The organism is Desulforapulum autotrophicum HRM2 (assembly GCF_000020365.1).
GTDB classification, from domain to species: Bacteria; Desulfobacterota; Desulfobacteria; order Desulfobacterales; family Desulfobacteraceae; genus Desulforapulum; species Desulforapulum autotrophicum.
Map to the genome: position 1 here is coordinate 5,284,852 of NC_012108.1, position 20,499 is coordinate 5,305,350.

The 20,499-nt window shown below is 48.2% G+C and carries 10 protein-coding genes and 3 rRNA genes; 6 read left to right on the forward strand and 7 right to left on the reverse strand.

The genetic code is table 11. The annotated features are described in order from the left end of the window. Positions 1–23: 23 nt before the first annotated feature. The 3 genes from HRM2_RS23220 to HRM2_RS23230 form a co-directional block, all read right to left on the reverse strand. Complete coding sequence (locus HRM2_RS23220) at positions 24–1,454, reverse strand: FAD-binding oxidoreductase (RefSeq protein ID WP_015906462.1); 1,431 nt, start codon at positions 1,452–1,454, stop codon at positions 24–26. Positions 1,455–1,509: 55 nt separating this feature from the next. Continuing rightward, on the reverse strand, positions 1,510–2,154 hold the full coding sequence (locus HRM2_RS23225; protein WP_015906463.1) for an acetate uptake transporter family protein: 645 nt from the start codon (positions 2,152–2,154) through the stop codon (positions 1,510–1,512). 313 nt (positions 2,155–2,467) lie between these two features. Beyond that, positions 2,468–3,157, reverse strand: coding sequence for a GntR family transcriptional regulator (locus tag HRM2_RS23230; RefSeq protein ID WP_083776641.1), 690 nt, complete (start codon positions 3,155–3,157; stop codon positions 2,468–2,470). 773 nt (positions 3,158–3,930) lie between these two features. On the opposite strand from HRM2_RS23230, the gene HRM2_RS23235 reads away from it, so the two are divergent. Beyond that, the gene (locus HRM2_RS23235) at positions 3,931–4,434 is read left to right on the forward strand and encodes a rubrerythrin family protein (RefSeq protein WP_041273462.1); all 504 of its coding nucleotides are present in this window, start codon (positions 3,931–3,933) and stop codon (positions 4,432–4,434) included. An 837-nt stretch (positions 4,435–5,271) separates the two neighbouring features. Here the strand turns inward: HRM2_RS23235 and HRM2_RS23245 are convergent. The 4 genes from HRM2_RS23245 to HRM2_RS23260 all read right to left on the reverse strand — a co-directional run bounded on the left by HRM2_RS23245 (position 5,272) and on the right by HRM2_RS23260 (position 11,279). Beyond that, a complete protein-coding gene (locus HRM2_RS23245; protein ID WP_202944674.1) occupies positions 5,272–5,724 on the reverse strand; it encodes a hypothetical protein in 453 nt (150 codons plus the stop codon). A gap of 499 nt (positions 5,725–6,223) precedes the next feature. After that, positions 6,224–6,340 (reverse strand): 5S ribosomal RNA (gene rrf / locus HRM2_RS23250). 84 nt (positions 6,341–6,424) lie between these two features. Then, positions 6,425–9,416 (reverse strand): 23S ribosomal RNA (locus HRM2_RS23255). Positions 9,417–9,716: 300 nt separating this feature from the next. Then, positions 9,717–11,279: ribosomal RNA gene (locus HRM2_RS23260) — 16S ribosomal RNA — on the reverse strand. The 16S, 23S and 5S rRNA genes sit together here, the layout of an rRNA operon. 490 nt (positions 11,280–11,769) lie before the next feature. Between HRM2_RS23260 and HRM2_RS23265 the strand changes: the two genes are divergently transcribed. The 5 genes from HRM2_RS23265 (at position 11,770) to HRM2_RS23285 (ending at position 20,471) form a co-directional block, all read left to right on the forward strand. Further along, on the forward strand, positions 11,770–12,777 hold the full coding sequence (locus HRM2_RS23265) for a methyltransferase (protein ID WP_015906465.1): 1,008 nt from the start codon (positions 11,770–11,772) through the stop codon (positions 12,775–12,777). A 12-nt stretch (positions 12,778–12,789) separates the two neighbouring features. Continuing rightward, complete coding sequence (locus tag HRM2_RS23270) at positions 12,790–13,566, forward strand: enoyl-CoA hydratase (protein ID WP_015906466.1); 777 nt, start codon at positions 12,790–12,792, stop codon at positions 13,564–13,566. Between the two features lie 18 nt (positions 13,567–13,584). Continuing rightward, positions 13,585–14,979 (forward strand): aminopeptidase P family protein, encoded by a 1,395-nt coding sequence (locus HRM2_RS23275; RefSeq protein WP_015906467.1) that lies wholly within the window; start codon positions 13,585–13,587, stop codon positions 14,977–14,979. Between the two features lie 87 nt (positions 14,980–15,066). Next, positions 15,067–17,895, forward strand: a complete 2,829-nt coding sequence (locus HRM2_RS23280; protein WP_015906468.1) for a DEAD/DEAH box helicase — start codon at positions 15,067–15,069, stop codon at positions 17,893–17,895. 2 nt (positions 17,896–17,897) lie between these two features. After that, a complete protein-coding gene (locus HRM2_RS23285) occupies positions 17,898–20,471 on the forward strand; it encodes a hypothetical protein (protein WP_015906469.1) in 2,574 nt (857 codons plus the stop codon). Positions 20,472–20,499: the final 28 nt, after the last annotated feature.

Sequence of the window (20,499 nt, forward strand, 5' to 3'; positions counted from 1 at the left end):
ACATTGGCCAACAGAACAGGATGTCAGTCTCTAAAAATATCCGGGTTTAAGATGCCATTGGGATCAAAGACCTTTTTGATTTCCTTAACCAGCCGGTACATCTCTTTGCCGTACCTTTGAAGATAAAACGGCGTTCTTTTGGCAAACTGTCCCCATTCTCCGCCGACGGTTCCATACCTGGTATTGATTTCGGCTTCTTTGAAAAACATTTCTTCAATGCCTTTAGCCTTTTCTTCCTCAGACCAGTCTGCGGGGAAAATGTATACAGGATGGAAGGTCAGGGCACCGATGTGGCCCATGATATAGGGTTCTCCCAATTTTTCGAGTGTAGGCATTCCCTTGTGCATGTTTTTGGTATCTTCCATGCATTTATCAAGATCCTTGACCGTGGAAACGACTTCGGAAAGACCGAACACCCCTTTTCCTCCCTGGCAGATATATGGCAGTGCAGATTCTCTGGCCAGCCATATCTTGTGCCATTCATCAAGGTCTTCAATGCGATGTGCTTCAATGATGGATTCTTTTTGAATGGTCTCAACCAGCCGGTTGATCTTGTGGGTGGCCTCATCATTAGTCTGGCCGATGGCGTGGAACATGATCAGGGAACCCTCAGGTTCGGGCAGATCCTGGATTTGATATGCAATTTTGGCCACACGACTGTCCAGGTATTCCAGGAACAGAGGAACGGGCGCCTTTTCCAGGTAAATCCGCTGAACAGCTTTTGCTGCCGTGATCTCATCGGAAAAGTATGCTACGCCATAAGCGCTGCAGAACATGGGAACCGTCTGCATGCGGATGCCGGTAATGACCCCTAAAAGACCATCTCCGCCCACAAAATACTGGGTCAGATCTGTGCCAGCCGGACGACGCAGCCCTTTTGTTCCCGTTTCTATGACTTCTCCGGTGGGCAGAACGACTTCCAATCCCAGGATGTAATCCCGGGGCTTGCCCATACAGGTATCCACGGCGTGGGCGCTACTGTTATTGTTGATCATTCCGCCCACACTGGCCACCCTTATACTGCCCGGAACCAGGGGGAGAAAGTATCCTTCCTTTTCCAGGGCTGTCTTAAGTTCCAGAACCCTGTGCCCCGGACCAAATTCGGCATAGCCGTTCTCTTTATCAATATTGAGATGGTTCAGGCGGCGAGTGCTGATCACAATGCCTGCATGGCGATACTTGGAAGCCCCGTGCAGGCTGGTTCCAGACCCCCGCACGAAGACAGGAATTTTTTTATCGTTGGCGTACTTCATCACCTGGCTGACTTCAGCAGTTGAACCGGGCCGAACCACAGCATATGGGACCTGATCCTGGGTAATGACATCCGATGAGGTGTATGGATCAAGCGCGTTGTTAATCCTTTCGAAATAACTTGTGGATAATGCCGCTTCTGGCAAAAGCGCCTTTAATTCATCCTGGACTATTTTGGGATCGTACTCTGAATAAATTGCCATTGTTTTCACCCTTCAGTTAAATGATATGCTTAAAAAACACATTCGCTTGTTGCGCTTAAATGAGAGATTCCTTTATGGGGCCGGACTGGACAACAATTGTCTTTTCCCTGAACAGTGGTCCAGGAAGAGGCAGCACTGTTTTGCCGTACTCTGCATTGAGGACCGTTGCTCCAGATATGTACAGGCCACAAATGCCTGCACCGAGGAATGCATAAGATGCAATTCCAAGATAATCATTACTGATCAACCCCAGATCGTGCAGACTTACAATGGGGACACCAATATCTATACCAACAATTAATACGGTCATAAGAACCGGGCTTTTGAAATAGGCGGGGGTCATAAGCCAGATACATATCCAGAGGGACATCCACGCATATCCATCAATGCGAGAATCAATGGCGGGCCATCCCTGTGCAAGGGCCAGGTATTTGAAAATCATTTCCAAACCGCTGACCATCATAAAAAAGGCAGCAAACACAAGAAAGATATTTCCTCCAGTAATCGCCCCTTCTTTGTACTCGACAATTGCCACCGTATACTGGACCAATGCACCGCCAATCAGCCAGCATCCAAGCAGTGGTAAACAGCTGTGTTCAACCCTGCCACCCAAAAGTGCGAAAAAACAAAAACATGCCACTGCCAACCCAACCAATCCAGCTGGTGCAGCATTTGCCCAACCCTTTTCTTCTTTAGACATTTGTAAACTCCTATGCATTTAATGAATAACTACATATTACACAGACGCTCCATGCGATTGCAGATGGAAAGCGCATGGAAATTCTGTACATGGTCTACAAAAACCTGCAGGTTTTACCTGTGGGGCCATACATTCCGTTACGGTTCATCAAGGCAACAAAATGAAAACCGGAAATGCCTCACGAGTGTCTATTGTCTATTGTCTACAAAAACAAATGTCAAGGGGATAATAATCTTTTTTAATATTTTTTTTATCCGGTGCACTAGGGCGAAGAAAATAAAATTTGCTTGGGGGGAGATGGGGGATGGTGGGGTCAGGCCATGATTGACGATTCTTTGATGGTTTCGATCAATTTACTAAATGAATTATTAATGTGTTCAAGAATAACGATCTTAGCGTCCTGGTATTGTTTTTTCTTCAAAAAGTTTAAAACCTTTGTGTGATCAACAATTGACGGCAGTTGCGTCCCTGGCACGGAGAAATAGATATACTGGTAACGATTCAGGGTAGAAATAATATTTTTATAGCAGTGCAGCAGCCATTGATTGCCACTTGCTTCGAACAATTCCAAATGAAATGCAGTGATACCGTATATGGAATTAAACAGATTTGATGGTTCCCCTTCTCTATAAACTATAATATTCTTCAAGTCATTAAGGTGTTTTTCTGTGGCTGCGAAATTCTTTATTTTTTTTTCAGCAATGGCGTCGATGGCACCGCTTTCAAGTACGCACCGTGTGAAGTAAAGTTCAGTACAATCCTTAACGGAAATTTTCGTTACATAGGATCCTCTGCGTGGAATGCTGACAACGAGTTGTTCTTGCTCCAATTTTCTGAATGCCTCACGCAACGGCGGACGGCTGACGCCATATGATTCGGCCAGTTCAATTTCATTAAGCTTGGTACCCGGCAAAATTCCCCCGGTGACAATTTGCTCACGTAACCGGCAAGCTGTTGCTTCTGTGACACTCTTTATTGGGGAGAACTGCATGCTGGTCACCATTTATTTATTTTTATTCCTCATTGAAAATTGAATTCAGGCCACCTTAATTATGAAGGATATGGTCGTTTACATCCCGGCAATATTTAGGACACGCCATTGCTTATTGTCAAGGACAGTATCACAAATTATCGTTAAAACCTTATGGAAAAATCACATAGACCTAACCCACGGAGCTTTTTAATTGGCAAACAGCCAAACCCTTGGGACCTGCTCCAGCCCCAGGATGTGATGGACCGATATCTATGTGCCAAACCGCACCGTCGATGTGGACTTTTGGGAGGGATAAGCCTGTTACCCCCGGCGTACCTTTTATCCGTTGAGCGATGGCCCTTTCATACAGTACCGAGTGTGGACAGAAAGGGATAGTCCGGTTTCCTTTTGAAGGTTCAAAAAGGCATAGCTGTGACATAAGGAAATTCCATAATAAGGATTAAAGAGTTTTCTGTATTATATCCAAGCTAAGAAAAGATTTTTAAAATTGGCGTTTTGAAAATACACCTTGAATAAAATTTTCGTTTATGCGTAAGTTTCTCAGCAAAAAGGAATAATTGTTAATTCCTAACCGGCTTTTTGGAGTCTTTGAATGATATCCGAGTCGTATATCATGAATATTGTAATGATATGCAGATAGATTTTTGCAAATTCCACCTGTATATCACCACCAAGAATGGATAGCATGAATGATTCCCAGATCTATTCACGCACTTGTTAAAAAAAAGCAAAGTAACGTCAAAATAAATTATAAAATGTTCGGGTTAGAAGGAGGGATACTGATGAAAGAAAAAACCAGGAAAAACATTGATACAGCATTTATCGGTGAAGCCAAAGCCTATTTTCGACTGCTGGCCTTTGCCGAAAAAGCTGAGGAAGAAGAGCTGCCTCAGGTGGCGATGCTGTTTCGGGCCATTGCCGAGGCAGAGCGCATCCATGCCACCCGTCAGCTAGGGTTGCTTAAAGACCTCATTGTCAAAGATACGGAGACTAACCTGGAAAAATCTTTCCAGAACGAAAAAACCGTCAGTGAAAATGTTTACCCGGACTTTATCAAAGAAGCCTTAGAAGAAGACGAAACCGCCGCGGCCAAAGTGTTCACTTTTGCCCGGGACGCGGAAAGCTATCATGCCAAGCTCTATGAACGGGCAATGATGGACGTGATTAAGGACAAAGTTAACGCTTACCACGTTTGTCAGGTGTGCGGTTATGTAACCCACAAAAAAGTTCCCAACGAATGTCCAGTCTGCGGCGCACCCAAGGAAATGTTTAAAACCATTGAATAAATGGTTAAGTGTAAATAAAGCTATGAAAGACAAGAGCTGCTCATCAGAAATTGATACTTCGTATGCACTAAGTAAAAGCCCATTTTGTTGGCCTGAATTACAAGCAATATTGCATGAATGTGTGAAGTGAAAAGTTGGGAATCATACCCGTTTATCTAAAGGGTAGATAGAGCTGATAGTGTAAGCATTGCTTAAAGATCCGGGATATTTTCATGTTTGGTACAAAAAGAATCGTTACGAGATTGAGCCACAAAAACAGAACTCTTAAACAAGACTATTTCAGCCGACGCAAAAAACAACGCGGTTGAATAGCGGTGTTTTATAAGAAACTCGTTCCGAAGCATTGCCATTGGCGTCGTTTCAATATTCGTTGTGGCCGGAGCCATACCTCACTCCGGCCGTGCTGGTTATATGAACATGATCGGTTGTTGAAAACAGCACTCAAGTATTATTATCCAAGTCCAGAGTATCGAGGGACTCAAATTATTAAGGAGACCAAAACAAACAAATACTTGCCTTGAATAATAAAACGGTTCATGTAAGAATCCTTGACTCTTGAAATTTGAATGAATTTGAATAAAGTAAGGACTAACAGGGAAAGTCCACGCCTTTTATTGAAATCTCAAAAGGCAGGACTATAGCCAGTAGTCTATGCCTAAAATGTTATCAAGGTTTGATCTGGTATCATTGATCCTTTTGATGTTTTGTTTCAATTACCCATAGGATAATTCTTCTTGAGTGTGAATTATCAATTAATTCGCTGATTGATCAACGCTGAAATCAGGGGTGCGTCTTTTTGCGTCCCCTGTATTTATCTGTTATACACCGTCAACAACATCAGTCCGCCCCCTGGTCTATTTTTGCTGTCGTTCGCCACACGTCGAGGGTGTAGGTGTCATATGTTCGCAGCACCCACAGTACTATGCATGCAGAAAGCATAGGTATGGCGGCGAAAAACAATAGGTTGGGATAAGTCCACGGGTCTATGTATTTCATGTACGAACTGACCGTTGATATCGCATGAAGAATCAAAATCGCTCCATAGGAAAATGTCCGAAACAGTCCCAATAGGAAGGCGAGAATTAAAACGGATTGGGCAACACCGATTGCATAGGTGATTTCAGACGTCAGGCCTGAAAGTTGATAGAACCTTTCAAACACGGCGGCAGCGTGAGAAGGGTTGATGAATTTGTCAATGGTCCACATCGTGAAAACAGTCGCAATGCCCATTCTCAGAATTAACAGACACCAAGCAAGCTTTTGCTTTGAGACCATCGTATCACGTTCCATTCCATTCATAGGTAATTAACCCCGTTAGTACTACTTAAGTCGATTGTAATGAGGCGGATAACAACAAGTACATGAACAGATCTGGGGATCATTCATGCTATCCATACTTTGGTGGTGATATACAGGTGAAATTTGCAAAATTCTAACTGTATATCATTGCAATATTCATGATATACGAACCGGATATAATTCAAAGACTCCAAAAAGCCATTTGGGAATTAACAATCATTAATTTTTGCTGAAAAAGCTTATGCATAAACGAGTATTTTATTCAAGGTGTATTTTCAATACGCCAATTCTAAAAAGCCTTTCTTAGCTTGGGTACAAGACTGCAAACGCTTTAATCCTTATTATAAAAATTCCTTATGTCACAATCATGCCTTTGTAAGACAAAGCACAGAAGTCATCCACGGAGGAAACCCCAAAAAGGCAGAGGCCTTTTTCCAAACAAAAAAAGTCCTGACCATCATAAATGATGATCAGGACTTATATAAAAATAACCCGGCGGCGTCCTACTCTCCCACAGGGCCTCCCCTGCAGTACCATCGGCGCTAGAGGTCTTAACTTCCGTGTTCGAGATGGGAACGGGTGTGGCACCTCTGCCATTGCCACCGGATTAAACTTGGCAATCTATAATCTGTTGAAAGTATTTTCTGTATATCCGCATTAAAGCGTTCAAACCTAAAAGGGTTTGTAGTTAGTGGCTAAGCCTCACGACCTGTTAGTACCGGTTAGCTGAACACATTACTGTGCTTACACACCCGGCCTATCAACCTTGTAGTCTTCAAGGGGTCTTTAGTCACTTTATGTGATGGGATATCTAATCTTGAAGTTGGCTTCCCGCTTAGATGCTTTCAGCGGTTATCCGTTCCGAACTTAGCTACCCTGCAATGCCGTTGGCACGACAACAGGAACACCATTGGTTCGTCCATTCCGGTCCTCTCGTACTAGGAACAGATCTCCTCAAATATCCTACGCCCACGAAAGATAGGGACCAAACTGTCTCACGACGTTTTAAACCCAGCTCACGTACCACTTTAATTGGCGAACAGCCAAACCCTTGGGACCTGCTCCAGCCCCAGGATGTGATGAGCCGACATCGAGGTGCCAAACCGCCCCGTCGATGTGAACTCTTGGGGGCGATAAGCCTGTTATCCCCGGCGTACCTTTTATCCGTTGAGCGACGGCCCTTCCATACAGAACCGCCGGATCACTAAGACCTAGTTTCCTACCTGCTCGAAATGTCTCTCTCGCAGTCAAGCTCCCTTATGCCTTTACACTCTTAAGCTGGTTTCCAATCAGCCTGAGGGAACCTTCGCGCGCCTCCGTTACTCTTTGGGAGGCGACCGCCCCAGTCAAACTACCCGCCAGACACTGTCCGTAATCCCGGTAAGGGACCCACGTTAGAACCATAGTACATGAAGGGTGGTATTTCAAGGGTAACTCCACGAACACTTGCGTGCCCGCTTCAAAGTCTCCCACCTATCCTGCACATCATGTACCAAAATCCAATGTCAAGCTGTAGTAAAGGTGCCGGGGTCTTTCCGTCTTTTCGCGGGTAGACGGTATCTTCACCGCCATTCCAATTTCGCTGAGTCCCTGGTTGAGACAGTGCGGAAGTCGTTACGCCATTCGTGCAGGTCGGAACTTACCCGACAAGGAATTTCGCTACCTTAGGACCGTTATAGTTACGGCCGCCGTTTACCGGGGCTTCGGTTCAAAGCTTCGCTTGCGCTAACAAATCCCCTTAACCTTCCGGCACCGGGCAGGCGTCAGACCCTATACCTCGTCTTACGACTTTGCAGAGTCCTATGTTTTTAGTAAACAGTCGCTACCGCCGTTTCTCTGCGACCCTCCCACGCTTTGAAGAGCAAGTCTTCTAACACGGGGGGGCATACCTTATCCCGAAGTTACGGTATCATTTTGCCGAGTTCCTTAACCAGGGTTCTCTCAAGCGCCTCGGGATACTCTCCCTGCCTACCTGTGTCGGTTTTGGTACGATCACCTGTTATCTCGATAGAGGCTTTTCTTGGCAGCATGGGTGCAGTCAGTTTATGGGATCAGATCCCTCCTCATCGCTTCTCGGCCTTAAAAAGGAACGGATTTGCCTGCTCCTTAAGCCTACCAGCTTGAACCGCCTATTCCAGCAGACGGATGACTTGCCCTCCTGCGTCCCCCCTTCTCTCAAACGATAACTCGGTGGTACAGGAATATTAACCTGTTTTCCATCGCCTACGCCTTTCGGCCTCGGCTTAGGGATCGACTAACCCTGAGAAGATTAGCTTTACTCAGGAATCCTTGGGCTATCGGCGAGGGGGTTTCTCACCCCCTTTATCGCTACTCATGTCAGCATGGTCTCTTGTGTAAACTCCACATGACCTTACAGTCACGCTTCAATACTTACACAACGCTCTCCTACCATAGAAATAAATTTCTATCCGCAGCTTCGGTGCTATGTTTGAGCCCCGTTACATTTTCGGCGCAGAACCACTCGATCAGTGAGCTATTACGCTTTCTTTAAAGGATGGCTGCTTCTAAGCCAACCTCCTGATTGTCTGGGCATTTCCACATCCTTCCCCACTTAACATAGACTTGGGGACCTTAGCTGGCGGTCTGGGTTGTTTCCCTCTCGTCCGCGGAACTTAGCTCCCGCGGGCTGACTCCCACACTTTACATCATCGGTATTCGGAGTTTGGTTAGGTTTGGTAATCTGGTGAGACCCCTAGCCCATCCAGTGCTCTACCCCCGATGAGAAACATGTGAGGCTATACCTAAATATATTTCGGAGAGAACCAGCTATTTCCAGGTTTGTTTGGCCTTTCACCCCTAACCACAGCTCATCCCAATAGTTTTTAACCTATATGGGTTCGGTCCTCCACGCGATTTTACTCGCGCTTCAACCTGGCCATGGCTAGATCACCTGGTTTCGGGTCTACTCAATGCAACTTGCCGCCCTGTTAAGACTCGGTTTCCCTGCGGCTACACCTCACGGCTTAACCTTGCTACATTAAGTAACTCGCTGACTCATTATGCAAAAGGCACGCGGTCACTATGGCTAATGCCATAGCCCCCACTGCTTGTAGGCAAACGGTTTCAGGTACTATTTCACTCCCCTCACAGGGGTACTTTTCACCTTTCCCTCACGGTACTGGTTCACTATCGGTTGCCGGGTAGTATTTAGCCTTATGAGATGGTCCTCACAAATTCCCACAGAATTTCTCGTGTTCCGCAGTACTTGGGTGTCTGAAAAGAGAGAGCGATACATTTCGTCTACAGGGCTGTCACCTGCTATGGCCGGACTTTCCAGTCCGTTCGACTACACATCACCTTTGTAACTCTCCGCACCTTCCGAAACAGGTACAATTCAGATCCCACGACCCCTGACATGCAACGCCTTCGGGCTATCACACATGGCAGGTTTGGGCTGTTTCCCGTTCGCTCGCCGCTACTAGGAAAATCGTTTTTACTTTCTCTTCCTGGGGGTACTAAGATGTTTCAGTTCTCCCCGTTGGCCTGATCAGGCTATGTATTCACCTGAACATGTCACAGTATTTACCATGACAGGTTTCCCCATTCAGAAATCTCCGGATCAAAGTTTGTTAAGCAACTCCCCGAAGCTTATCGCAGCTTTCCACGTCTTTCATCGCCTCCCGGCACCAAGGCATCCACCGTTTGCCCTTTATAGCTTAGCCACTATAAAACCACAAATTAAGTTTAAACGCTTTAATGCAAATATACAGATACAACGTCACAGAAAATTTCACCCCTGTAAAAAAAATTACAAAAGCTTCTATTCCTGTTTGTTATACGATACAACACCATTGGAATCCCTTGTCCAGATATTATCCGAACGCGACCATTCCTCTGGGTCATGTTGTTTCATTTTAACTTTCAACAGATTGTCAAAGAACAAAGAATCAATTAAATTGATCCCTCAAAACCGGTTAGTGACGAGATAAAACGTATCTTCTGTATTGTATTTCTTTCCTTAGAAAGGAGGTGATCCAGCCGCTGGTTCCCCAACGGCTACCTTGTTACGACTTCACCCTAATTATCAACCATACCTTAGGCACCTGCCCCCCCGAAGGGTTGGCCCAATGACGTCGGGTACAATCAACTCTCATGGTGTGACGGGCGGTGTGTACAAGGCCCGGGAACGTATTCACCGTGGCATGCTGATCCACGATTACTAGCGATTCCAACTTCATGGAGTCGAGTTGCAGACTCCAATCCGGACTGGGATATGCTTTCAGGGATTCGCTCACCTTCGCAGGTTCGCTGCCCGTTGTACATACCATTGTAGCACGTGTGTAGCCCCAGACATAAGGGCCATGAGGACTTGACGTCATCCCCACCTTCCTCCCCGTTAACCGGGGCAGTCTCTTCAGAGTTCCCACCATGATGTGCTGGCAACTGAAGATAGGGGTTGCGCTCGTTGCCGGACTTAACCGAACATCTCACGACACGAGCTGACGACAGCCATGCAGCACCTGTCTCTGAGTTCCCGAAGGCACTCTAATATCTCTAACAGATTCTCAGGATGTCAAGTCTGGGTAAGGTTCTGCGCGTTGCGTCGAATTAAACCACATGCTCCACCGCTTGTGCGGGCCCCCGTCAATTTCTTTGAGTTTTAGTCTTGCGACCGTACTTCCCAGGCGGTATACTTAATGCGTTAGCTCCGGCACAGCAGGGGTCAATACCCGCTACACCTAGTATACAACGTTTACTGCGTGGACTACCAGGGTATCTAATCCTGTTCGCTACCCACGCCTTCGCACCTCAGCGTCAGTTTCGGTCCAGAAAGGCGCCTTCGCCACCGGTGTTCCTCCTGATATCTACGAATTTCACCTCTACACCAGGAATTCCCCTTTCCTCTACCGTACTCAAGTCTTGTAGTTTCAAATGCACTTCCAGGGTTGAGCCCCGGGCTTTCACATCTGACTGGCAAGACCGCCTGCGTGCCCTTTACGCCCAATAATTCCGAATAACGCTTGCACCCCCCGTATTACCGCGGCTGCTGGCACGGAGTTAGCCGGTGCTTCCTTCATGGGTACCGTCAATACGACATACTATTAATATGCAATAACTTCTTCCCCATTGACAGAGTTTTACGACCCAAAGGCCTTCTTCACTCACGCGGCGTTGCTGCGTCAGGGTTGCCCCCATTGCGCAAAATTCCTCACTGCTGCCTCCCGTAGGAGTCTGGACCGTGTGTCAGTTCCAGTGTGGCTGATCATCCTCTCAGACCAGCTAACCATCAATGTCTTGGTAGGCCGTTACCCCACCAACTAACTAATGGTGCGCGGACTCATCTTCAAACAACAGCTTTCAAGAAGAGGCTGTCTTTCATCAATCCTTCCAAGGAAAGACTGACTTCATCCGGTATTAGCGATTCTTTCGAACAGTTATCCCGGATTCAAAGGTAGATTATCCACGTGTTACTCACCCGTGCGCCACTCTACTCAGGATTGCAAGCAATCCCTTTCTCGTTCGACTTGCATGTGTTAAGCACGCCGCCAGCGTTCATTCTGAGCCAGAATCAAACTCTCCAGTTAAATTCTTTGAATATCTTTTGTGTGCTTTCACAGCACTCAAAAGACACGCTTCGTCTCTTTTGTCACTAACCAGTTTTCAAAGATCAACTTCCAGGAACTGTATTCCAGATCCTGAACACAAAAAAGTCTTTGTAAGAAGCGTTGTGAAAAATGTTCGCGTCTCACAAAGACTCAAGCGTTCTACGTGAATTTATCCTGCCTGTCAAAGGATATTTTTCAATTACCCCATTTTTTTTAACCACCCCGGACTTTGACGGCCATGGAAAGCGCTACAAAGACCTAATTTAACTATAATATCAATTTTCAATGGATCAATTTTATCTTTCCCAAAAAAAAAGGTAAAAATCCAAGGTAAAAGATAGAATTGCACAATTGACGACCGCACAAACCCTCAAACCTTCATTATTTTTCTTGACCCCTGGAGCTCCCTATACTAACAACCAGGGAATGCTCGCCCCTAATAAGGAGATCATTAATAAGGAGACCATCCATGACTGCACCAGTACTCAATCCTGGAAAACTGCTTCAACTGTCCGGAGCCTACTGGCAGACCTTTACCCTGCATGCCGCTGTAAAGCTTGATCTGTTCACCACCATTGATCAGGGTGCAGCAACTGCAACAGCAGTCGCCTCTGGTCTTGGTCTTGAACCACGTGCTGCTGCCATGCTGCTCAATGCCCTGTGTGCCATGGACCTTCTGAGAAAAGAAAATAACACCTATATCAATACCCCCATGGCCGCCACGTTCCTATCAAAGAGGTCTCCACGGTACATTGGGTTCATGATCATGCACCACCACCACCTGGTGGAATCCTGGTCAAGACTTGACGAATCGGTCAGAACCGGCAAGGCTGTTGAGGAATTAAGACCCGCAAGCAACGAGGCACAACGGGAGAGTTTTCTCATGGGAATGTTCAACATTGCCATGGCAACGGCCCCCTCCCTTGTCCTGACCATTGATATCTCACGGAGAAAGCATCTTCTGGACCTGGGCGGTGGACCCGGCACCTATGCCATCCACTTCTGCAAGCACAACCCCGGGCTCAGGGCGACCATCTTTGACCAGCACGCCACCCGACCCTTTGCCGAAAAAACCATTGCCAGGTTCAATCTGGACGACACCATTGAATTCAAGGGGGGCAATTTCCTTGAAGATCCCATTCCCGGCTCCTATGATGTGGTGTGGCTCTCCCACATCCTCCATGGAGACGCCCCCGAAGACTGTGATCGAATCGTTCAAAAGGCCGCTTCGGCCCTGGAACCGGGCGGAACCCTCATCATTCACGATTTTATCCTGGACAATACCAGGGACCGCCCGCTCTTTCCCGCCCTGTTTTCATTAAACATGCTGGTCAGAACCGAGGGAGGCCAGTCCTATTCCGAGGCTGAAATCATGACCCTGATGACAAATGCAGGAATTGAAAAAATCAAACGCACTCCCTACAAAGGCCCCATGGATTCGGGCATCATTATGGGTATCAAGCCCATTCATATTTAGGAGGTATCACCCATGGAGTATCAAGAAATTTTGTTCACCCAAGACCAGGCAGTTGGCTGCCTGACTTTAAATAACCCTTCCAAAATAAATGCCCTGTCACGTCGAATGATCCGGGAAATCACCCATGTCCTCACCGAAATATCCACGGACGAAACCATCAAGGTGCTGATAATCAAGGCGGCGGGCAACCATTTCTGCGCCGGCCACTATCTTGCCGAAATGGTGGATTCCGGGGTAAAAGAGTACAGGACCATCTTTGACCAGTGCACCCGCATGATGATGATGCTCCACGAGATCCCCCAGCCGGTCATCGCACAGGTCCAGGGCATTGCAACGGCAGCTGGCTGCCAGCTTGCGGCCTGGTGCGATCTTGTGATAGCGGCTGACAATGCACGGTTTTCAACCCCTGGGGTTAAAATCGGACTCTTCTGTACCACACCCATGGTGGCCATCACCCGGGCCATTGGCCGCAAGGCTGCCATGGAGATGCTGTTGACCGGCCGGGAATTTCCGGCATCAGAGGCCAAGGACCTCGGCCTTGTCAACCGGGTGGTTTCCCTTGAGGCCCTTGATGGCACAACCTCTGAGCTTGCCCATGGCATTGCCGAAGCCAGCGGATTTGCCCTGTCCATCGGCAAACAGGGCTTTTATGCCCAGGCGGACATGACCGACGACCAGGCGTTCCACTATGCCAAGCAGACCATCGTCATGAACAACTGCTCGGACGATGCACAGAACGGCATCACTGCCTTTCTCGAAAAAACAACCCCCAAATGGACAAACCGATAAAGGATAAAAAGGATAAAAATGTTCAATAAAGAGATTTATCAGGATCGAAGGAACCTGCTTAAAACCAAGGTTGGCAGGGGCATCATCCTGCTTCTGGGGAACTCAGAAAGCCCCATTAATTTTAAAGACAACTGCTATTCATTTCGCCAGGACAGCACATTTCTATACTATGCAGGCATCAGCCATCCAGACCTTGCCCTTGTGATGGACTGCGACACGGGCCATGAAATCCTTTTTGGTGACGACGGTACCATGGACCAGATTGTGTGGATGGGTCCCCAGCCTTCCCTTGGCACAAGGGCCGCCAGGACCAGCATTTCCGATGTCCAGCCCCTTGCCAACCTCAAACAGACCCTGAATGCCGCCGTCTACCAGGGGCGACCGGTTCATTTTCTGCCACCCTATCGGGATCACCACAGGATTTGCCTGATGGAACTCATGGGTGCTCCCCTGTGCGCCATGGAAAGCATGGCCTCCCTTGCCCTGATCCGAGCAGTGATTGCCCAGCGCATCTACAAATCCGACCTTGAGGTGGCTGAAATCGAAAGGGCCGTCAATACAAGCGTGGGCATGCACGCAACCGCCATGACATCAGCCCAGCCAGGCATGACCGAGGCCCGGGTGGCAGCCGATGTGGAACGGGTGGCAAAGGCCTTTGACCACGATCTGGCCTTTCCCATCATCGCCACCGTCAATGGCCAGACCCTCCACAACCACTACCACGGCAACATCCTCAAGGAGGGTCGGCTGTTCCTGCTGGATGCCGGAGCTCAAACAGCCATGGGGTATAACGGGGATCTGACAAGCACCTTTCCCGTGTCCCCAACCTTTACCCCGAAACAGCGTCAGGTTTATGAAATTGTTCTTGCAGCCCATGACAAGGCCGTATCCATGCTTGCCCCAAAGATTACGTTCAAAGAGATCCACCTTGCGGCAAGCCTTGAGATTGCCCATGGCATGAAAGACCTGGGTTTGATGAAGGGCAACTTGGAAGATGCCGTTGAAGCAGGGGCCCATGCCATGTTCTTCCCCTGTGGTCTGGGCCATATGATGGGGCTTGATGTCCACGACATGGAAAACCTGGGCGAAACCTGGGTGGGATACGACGGCCATCCCAAAAGCGACCAGTTCGGACTGAAATCCCTGCGCCTTGCAAGACCCCTTGAGCCCGGGTTTGTGCTCACCGTGGAGCCCGGGGTTTACTTTATTCCCGAACTCATGGACCTGTGGAAAAAAGAAAACCGGTTCATGGATTTCATCGACTATGACCGCCTGGAGGCCTACCGGGACTTTGGCGGCATCAGAAACGAAGAGAACTATTTGATCACAGACACGGGTTATCGCCTCCTTGGCAAACCCAAGCCCAGGAGCGTAAAACAGGTGGAGGCACTCAGGGCAGTTGCCTTTGGCTAAATTTTATTGATTCTTAAGGGAAACCACGATATAAATGCGGGTCATACTTTTGCTGCAACCCACGCCCAAGGAGATGCGCTACCCCCCATGGCCCTGAAAATCGAAACCCTGTTTGAATCTCTGAAAAAGACACGCCCCATCATCCGCAACGCCAAGATTCCAGACGCCATCGCCTTCAGAATCACCTCTGAAGTCCAGGGCGTCTGCCTTACCGTCATTGACGGTGAAGGAAAAGAGGTTGACCCGGAGTATGAATTTTACTCGGGCAGCAAAAGAAGCATCCTCAAGGAGATCAGCAGGATAAAAGAACAAGAGGCCTTCACCATTGAGTGGGAGGCCAAACCCGGGGACAGAAGTTTTTATATTGACGGCAACGAATACCTGGTCTCCATGCTGCTTGCATCGGGCTGCCTTGTGGATGGTGAGGATCAAAAAATTGAACTTTCTCTGGAAAAGGCCAGGGTAAAGTTATCCATTCACGGAAAATCCCCAGACAAGGAAAAGTCCTTAACAACCGATACACCCCAGGAAACAGTGTTGGAGGCATCCATGGGCCTGTGGCTGGGGGCAAAACAGATCCATCCCATCATCCCGGTGACCGAAACCCATATCCTGTCCGGCACAACCATCTACCAGGTCACCCCCCTGGGCAGACATTTCAACACCCTTACCCTGTTTGAAACCACCCTGGGCCCGGAGCTGCTTGAACAATACCTGACCATGCTCTTTTCCAACCTGTCCAACGTGGAGATCGACTATTCAGGATTTAAACTCAAACAGGGAAGCCCCAAGACGACAAGGCCTGCCCTGATCTTTGATAATGTCACCCCGGACAAGACCCTTCATCTGAGGGTGTCGGCCACCTATTCCGGGTTCTCCCCTGATTTCTTTGACAATTTTGATCTGGACAAAATCGTGTCCGTCAATGAAATGGAACGAACCATCACCGTAAGCCCCCTGGTCCACGGGGAGATTTCCGACTGTTTCCGGGAGATCCAGACCATGCTCAAAAAGCACTCCCGATCTTTGAAACAGGACAACGGCCTCTATGTTGAGGACAATTTCATGGTGGTTGAACCGGCCCTTGCCGAAACATTTATCACCCAGGAACTTGCAGGCCTGCTCGCCCGCTACATGGTTCTGGGTGCTGAAAAGCTCAAGTCCTACCGGGTAAAATATGTTCAGCCAACCCTTGGGTTAAAGCTCTCCCACGGAATTGATTTCCTTGAGGGGGAGGGCACCCTGGAGCTTGCCGGAGAGAAATTTTCCATTAACGATGTTCTGAAACAATACCAGAAAAGCACCTATGTGCGGTTGAGCGACGGAACCAGCGCCCTTATCAACCCGGAATACATGCGAACCCTTTCCCGGATATTCAAGCGACAGAAATCCGGGATCAAGGTCTCTTTTTTCGATCTTCCAGTGGTCGAAGAACTGATCGGGGAAAAGGTCGCCCAAAAAACATTCAAGCGTTCCAGGGATATTTTCCTTGGATTCAACCGGCTTAAAACATCAAAAAAACGACTGCCAAAAATAAACGCCACCCTCAGGGGGTATCAGAAGCAGGGGGTGAGATGGGCCTCCTACCTGTACAAACATAAACTTGGCGGTTGCCTTGCAGATGACATGGGCCTTGGAAAAACCATCCAGACCATCGCCCTTTTTGCCTCCATATACCCCAGGGAACGACACCCGACCCTGGTGGTGATGCCCAAGACCCTGCTGTTCAACTGGGCAAGCGAACTTGAACGATTTACACCGAACCTCACCTTTATAACCTACTACGGCCCGCTACGGGATATATCCCATGCCCGAAAAAACAACATCATCCTCACCACCTATGCCGTGGTGAGAAACGACATCGAAACCCTGAAGGATGAGACCTTCCACGCCGTTGTCCTGGACGAATCCCAGCAGATTAAAAATCTTAACTCAAAGATATCCAAGGCGGTGATGCTGCTGAACGCCGACCACCGACTGGCCCTGAGCGGGACACCCATAGAGAACAATCTTGGTGAGCTCTACGCCCTGTTTCGGTTCCTGAACCCCTCCATGTTCGGCACCACCGCCGATTTTTCCCGCAACTACCTGACCCCCATCCAGAAGGATGACAACAAAACCGCTGTCAAAGAGCTGAAAAAAAAGATCTACCCGTTTATCCTGCGAAGGCTCAAGGGTGAGGTGCTCAAGGAACTGCCCGACAAGATGGAGCAGACCCTTTATGTGGATATGACCGCTGACCAGGAAAGACTCTACCACCAGCGGCGTTTGATGTACAAAAACGCCATCAAAGAAGAGATCGCAAAAAAGGGACTGAAACAATCCCAATTGTTCGTTCTCCAGGCCCTGGGCGAACTTCGCCAGATTGCCTCCATTCCAGAAATCAAAAGCGACAACCAAATCATCTCGCCCAAGCGGGAGGTGCTCATGGAGCATGTGACAGAAGCCGTTGCCGGTAACCACAAGGTGCTCATCTTTGCCAATTTCCTCCATTCCCTTGACTGCATCTCCCTTGACATGGAAAAGGCAGGCCTTGACCACCTGGTCATGACCGGGGCAACCCGGGACAGAAGCGCCATTGTCGAGCGGTTCCAGACCGACAACTCCTGCGCCGCCCTGATGATGACCCTGAAAACAGGAGGCCTTGGCCTGAATCTTACCGCAGCGGATTATGTGTTTCTGTTTGACCCGTGGTGGAACGTTGCCGCAGAAAACCAGGCCATTGACCGGGCCCACAGGATGGGGCAGAAGAATACGGTGTTCAGCTATCGGCTGATCGCCAGAAATACCATTGAAGAAAAAATCCTCAAGCTCCAGGCCAAAAAAAAGGCGCTGTTTGACTCGCTGATCGCAGCGGACAATGCTTCCATCAAACAGATGGACGAGGCCGATATCGACTATGTGCTGGGAGAGTAGCCTTGAATTTACTCGATAAAATCAGTCAAATGAATTTCATGCATTTGGGTAACGTACCATGCCCCATGTGCAGAAAAAAAAAGACTTATTTTTATGCCACATCCAAAGGGGTGCTTGGCTGCCGGGAGTGTATTGCACAAGCACTTCAAAAGCAGCTCATGGCCGCTGGAAAACCCGACTGGACCTGGGAACGTTTTACCTTTGCCCTTTCATCCCAGGCCAGTATGGCGGACCGTCTCATGGCCCTGGTCCACTTCAACCATTTCCAGGGCATGGCTAAACTTCCCAAACTGCTTGTGGACAACCTTGGTTTTGAAACCGACCACCCCCTTTCAAACCTTGTGCGGCAAAAAGCCTTTGACGCCTGCTGCACATTTAAGGACAGGGATAGAATGCTCCGTCCACTTTTAAATCATAAAAAATATACCACATGGCAGCAAAAGGCAAATATTGCCCGGGCCGCCTATTGCCTGGCACCGACAATGGCCAGGGTCAAGAGCCTTGTGATCCGAATTGCAAAGGACGTAAGTCCAAATGTTCGAGCCCATGTGGCCGATATCATACAAAACGATACAAATGGCTGGGCAAGGTCTCTTTTTGAGGAGCTTTCCAGGGACAAAAATCCATTGGTCAGGGAGGCCTGCCTGAAAAAAACGACAAGCTTTGACACCATGAACGCATTCACGAAAAACGATAACAATACAAAAAAGAAAACCAGAGTCGGTTCAAACTCCAAAGCCCCCCCAAAAAAGAAGACCCGGCCCCACAACCCCATCGAGAACAGGATAAAGCGGTCTCTTACCTTTCCAAGCCTTGAAAAGATATATGAACGCTATCTTGCCCACATTCCCGATCTGCTCGATCCCAAGCAATACGCCCCCGGGGAGATCGAGGATTTAAAGAAAAACACACAAGAGTCCCTGGTGCATCTGCTTGGGCAGGCCCTTGGTAACAAGATGCTTTTTGCAGGCATCGTTGAACGTCTGCCCAAACGGGCCAGGGATCTGCTCTATATCTGCAAGGACAAGACCTATGGCCTTGACCTTTATATGGCCGAACTGAAACGCATCCAGGCCATGGAAGAAGCGTTTCCCCCGGCAATTGATGAAGGTGCATTGTACAAAAAGTGGTCAAAAGATCCAGACTTTTTTTTCTTCGTGTTCAACACAAGAAGGTCCTATAGTGGCTATAGGACCAATAAATTTGAAATCGGTATCAACCCGGGGTTGCTCCCCTATATCCTCAAGGTTCTTCCTGACCCAGACCCGCCCCTGCTGGCCCAGGTCCAGGAGGTGGAAAAAAAGGTGGACCACCTTTTTATGGACAACCAGGAGATTTTTAAGACCCTTCCCATTATTCTAAGCTTCATCGCCCAGGACAAGATCAAGTATGCAAAAAATAGCGATAAAATACTTGCTGGCTCCCTTAAACGAATGGCTGAAACCTGCAAAATAACTGAATTTTATACCGAGGGAGACAAGGATGTTCGTTCCCTCAAGACAAGGCTGATTGCCGATTTTTTCACCAGCAGGTCGACCTGGAAACCCAGCGAACTGAGCGATCTGCCCGGATTTATCAAAACAGGCCTCAACGACTATTTCGCATTTAAAGAGTTTAAAAGCCACCGATGCCGGGACACCTTTGAATATATTAAACGGCAATCCTACGACTACAATTCAGATAATCATGAAAAACAAATAAGGAGCCACCTTAAAAAGATCCTGGAATTACTGCCGGACAAGGAGTGGGCCTCTGTATGCAATCTTGCCCGGATCGGCGAACACGCAGAATTAAATTTCAGTCCTTTTTCAAATGGATTTGAACTGGGCGATCTCTACATCCCCATGGACACCACCACCACCCATAGAAAACGGGACCAGGTGGGGTACACCAGTCTCTATTGTCTTGACACGACCACCCTGCCCTTTATCCGAAGGATGATGTTTCTCTTTGGCGCCCTGGGCATTCTGGATCTGGCCTATTCCAAGCCCACAAACCCCATTTACAGGGAGTACAAAAAGCCCTATCTGAGCCCCTTTGATGGCCTTAAATATGTGCGACTCACCGAATTTGGACGGTATGCACTGGACCGAACCCAACGCTTTACCACAGATATCACCGCCCCTTCGGGTGAAATCGAGGTGGATGCAAACAATACCCTTCTCTCCATCCAGGGCCAAGACCCCATAAAAAGAATGATCCTGGAGGCTGTGGGCGAACCCATCAACCAGTCGAGCTACCGGGTGGACTTTAACTCGTTTCTCCAAGAATGCACCACGGCCACAGAGGTGAAAAACAAGATTACTTTTTTCCGGGAAAACATTGCTGAACACCCACCGGCCGTGTGGGAACGTTTTTTTGAGAATCTCCTTAACAGATTAAACCCCATTAAACCGGTTCCGGCCCTGTCCGTATTCAAGATCAAACCAGACAGGGAACTCCTGTCACTGCTCACCAGCGACAGCCTGCTTAAAAAGTACGTCATGCGGGCCGAAAACCATCACATGGTTGTTGAAAAAACCCATCTTTCCAAGGTAAAAAAACGGCTGGCCCAGTTTGGCTATTTTGTGGGCTGATCCGGGTTGTGGGAAAGATGCCGGTTAT

Bases quoted from the DNA above. Each gene is read 5' to 3' on its own strand.
- HRM2_RS23220 (WP_015906462.1), bottom strand. From the start codon at position 1,454: ATGGCAATTTATTCAGAGTACGATCCCAAAATAGTCCAGGATGAATTA.
- HRM2_RS23225 (WP_015906463.1), bottom strand. From the start codon at position 2,154: ATGTCTAAAGAAGAAAAGGGTTGGGCAAATGCTGCACCAGCTGGATTG.
- HRM2_RS23230 (WP_083776641.1), bottom strand. From the start codon at position 3,157: ATGGTGACCAGCATGCAGTTCTCCCCAATAAAGAGTGTCACAGAAGCA.
- HRM2_RS23235 (WP_041273462.1), top strand. From the start codon at position 3,931: ATGAAAGAAAAAACCAGGAAAAACATTGATACAGCATTTATCGGTGAA.
- HRM2_RS23245 (WP_202944674.1), bottom strand. From the start codon at position 5,724: ATGGAACGTGATACGATGGTCTCAAAGCAAAAGCTTGCTTGGTGTCTG.
- HRM2_RS23265 (WP_015906465.1), top strand. From the start codon at position 11,770: ATGACTGCACCAGTACTCAATCCTGGAAAACTGCTTCAACTGTCCGGA.
- HRM2_RS23270 (WP_015906466.1), top strand. From the start codon at position 12,790: ATGGAGTATCAAGAAATTTTGTTCACCCAAGACCAGGCAGTTGGCTGC.
- HRM2_RS23275 (WP_015906467.1), top strand. From the start codon at position 13,585: ATGTTCAATAAAGAGATTTATCAGGATCGAAGGAACCTGCTTAAAACC.
- HRM2_RS23280 (WP_015906468.1), top strand. From the start codon at position 15,067: ATGGCCCTGAAAATCGAAACCCTGTTTGAATCTCTGAAAAAGACACGC.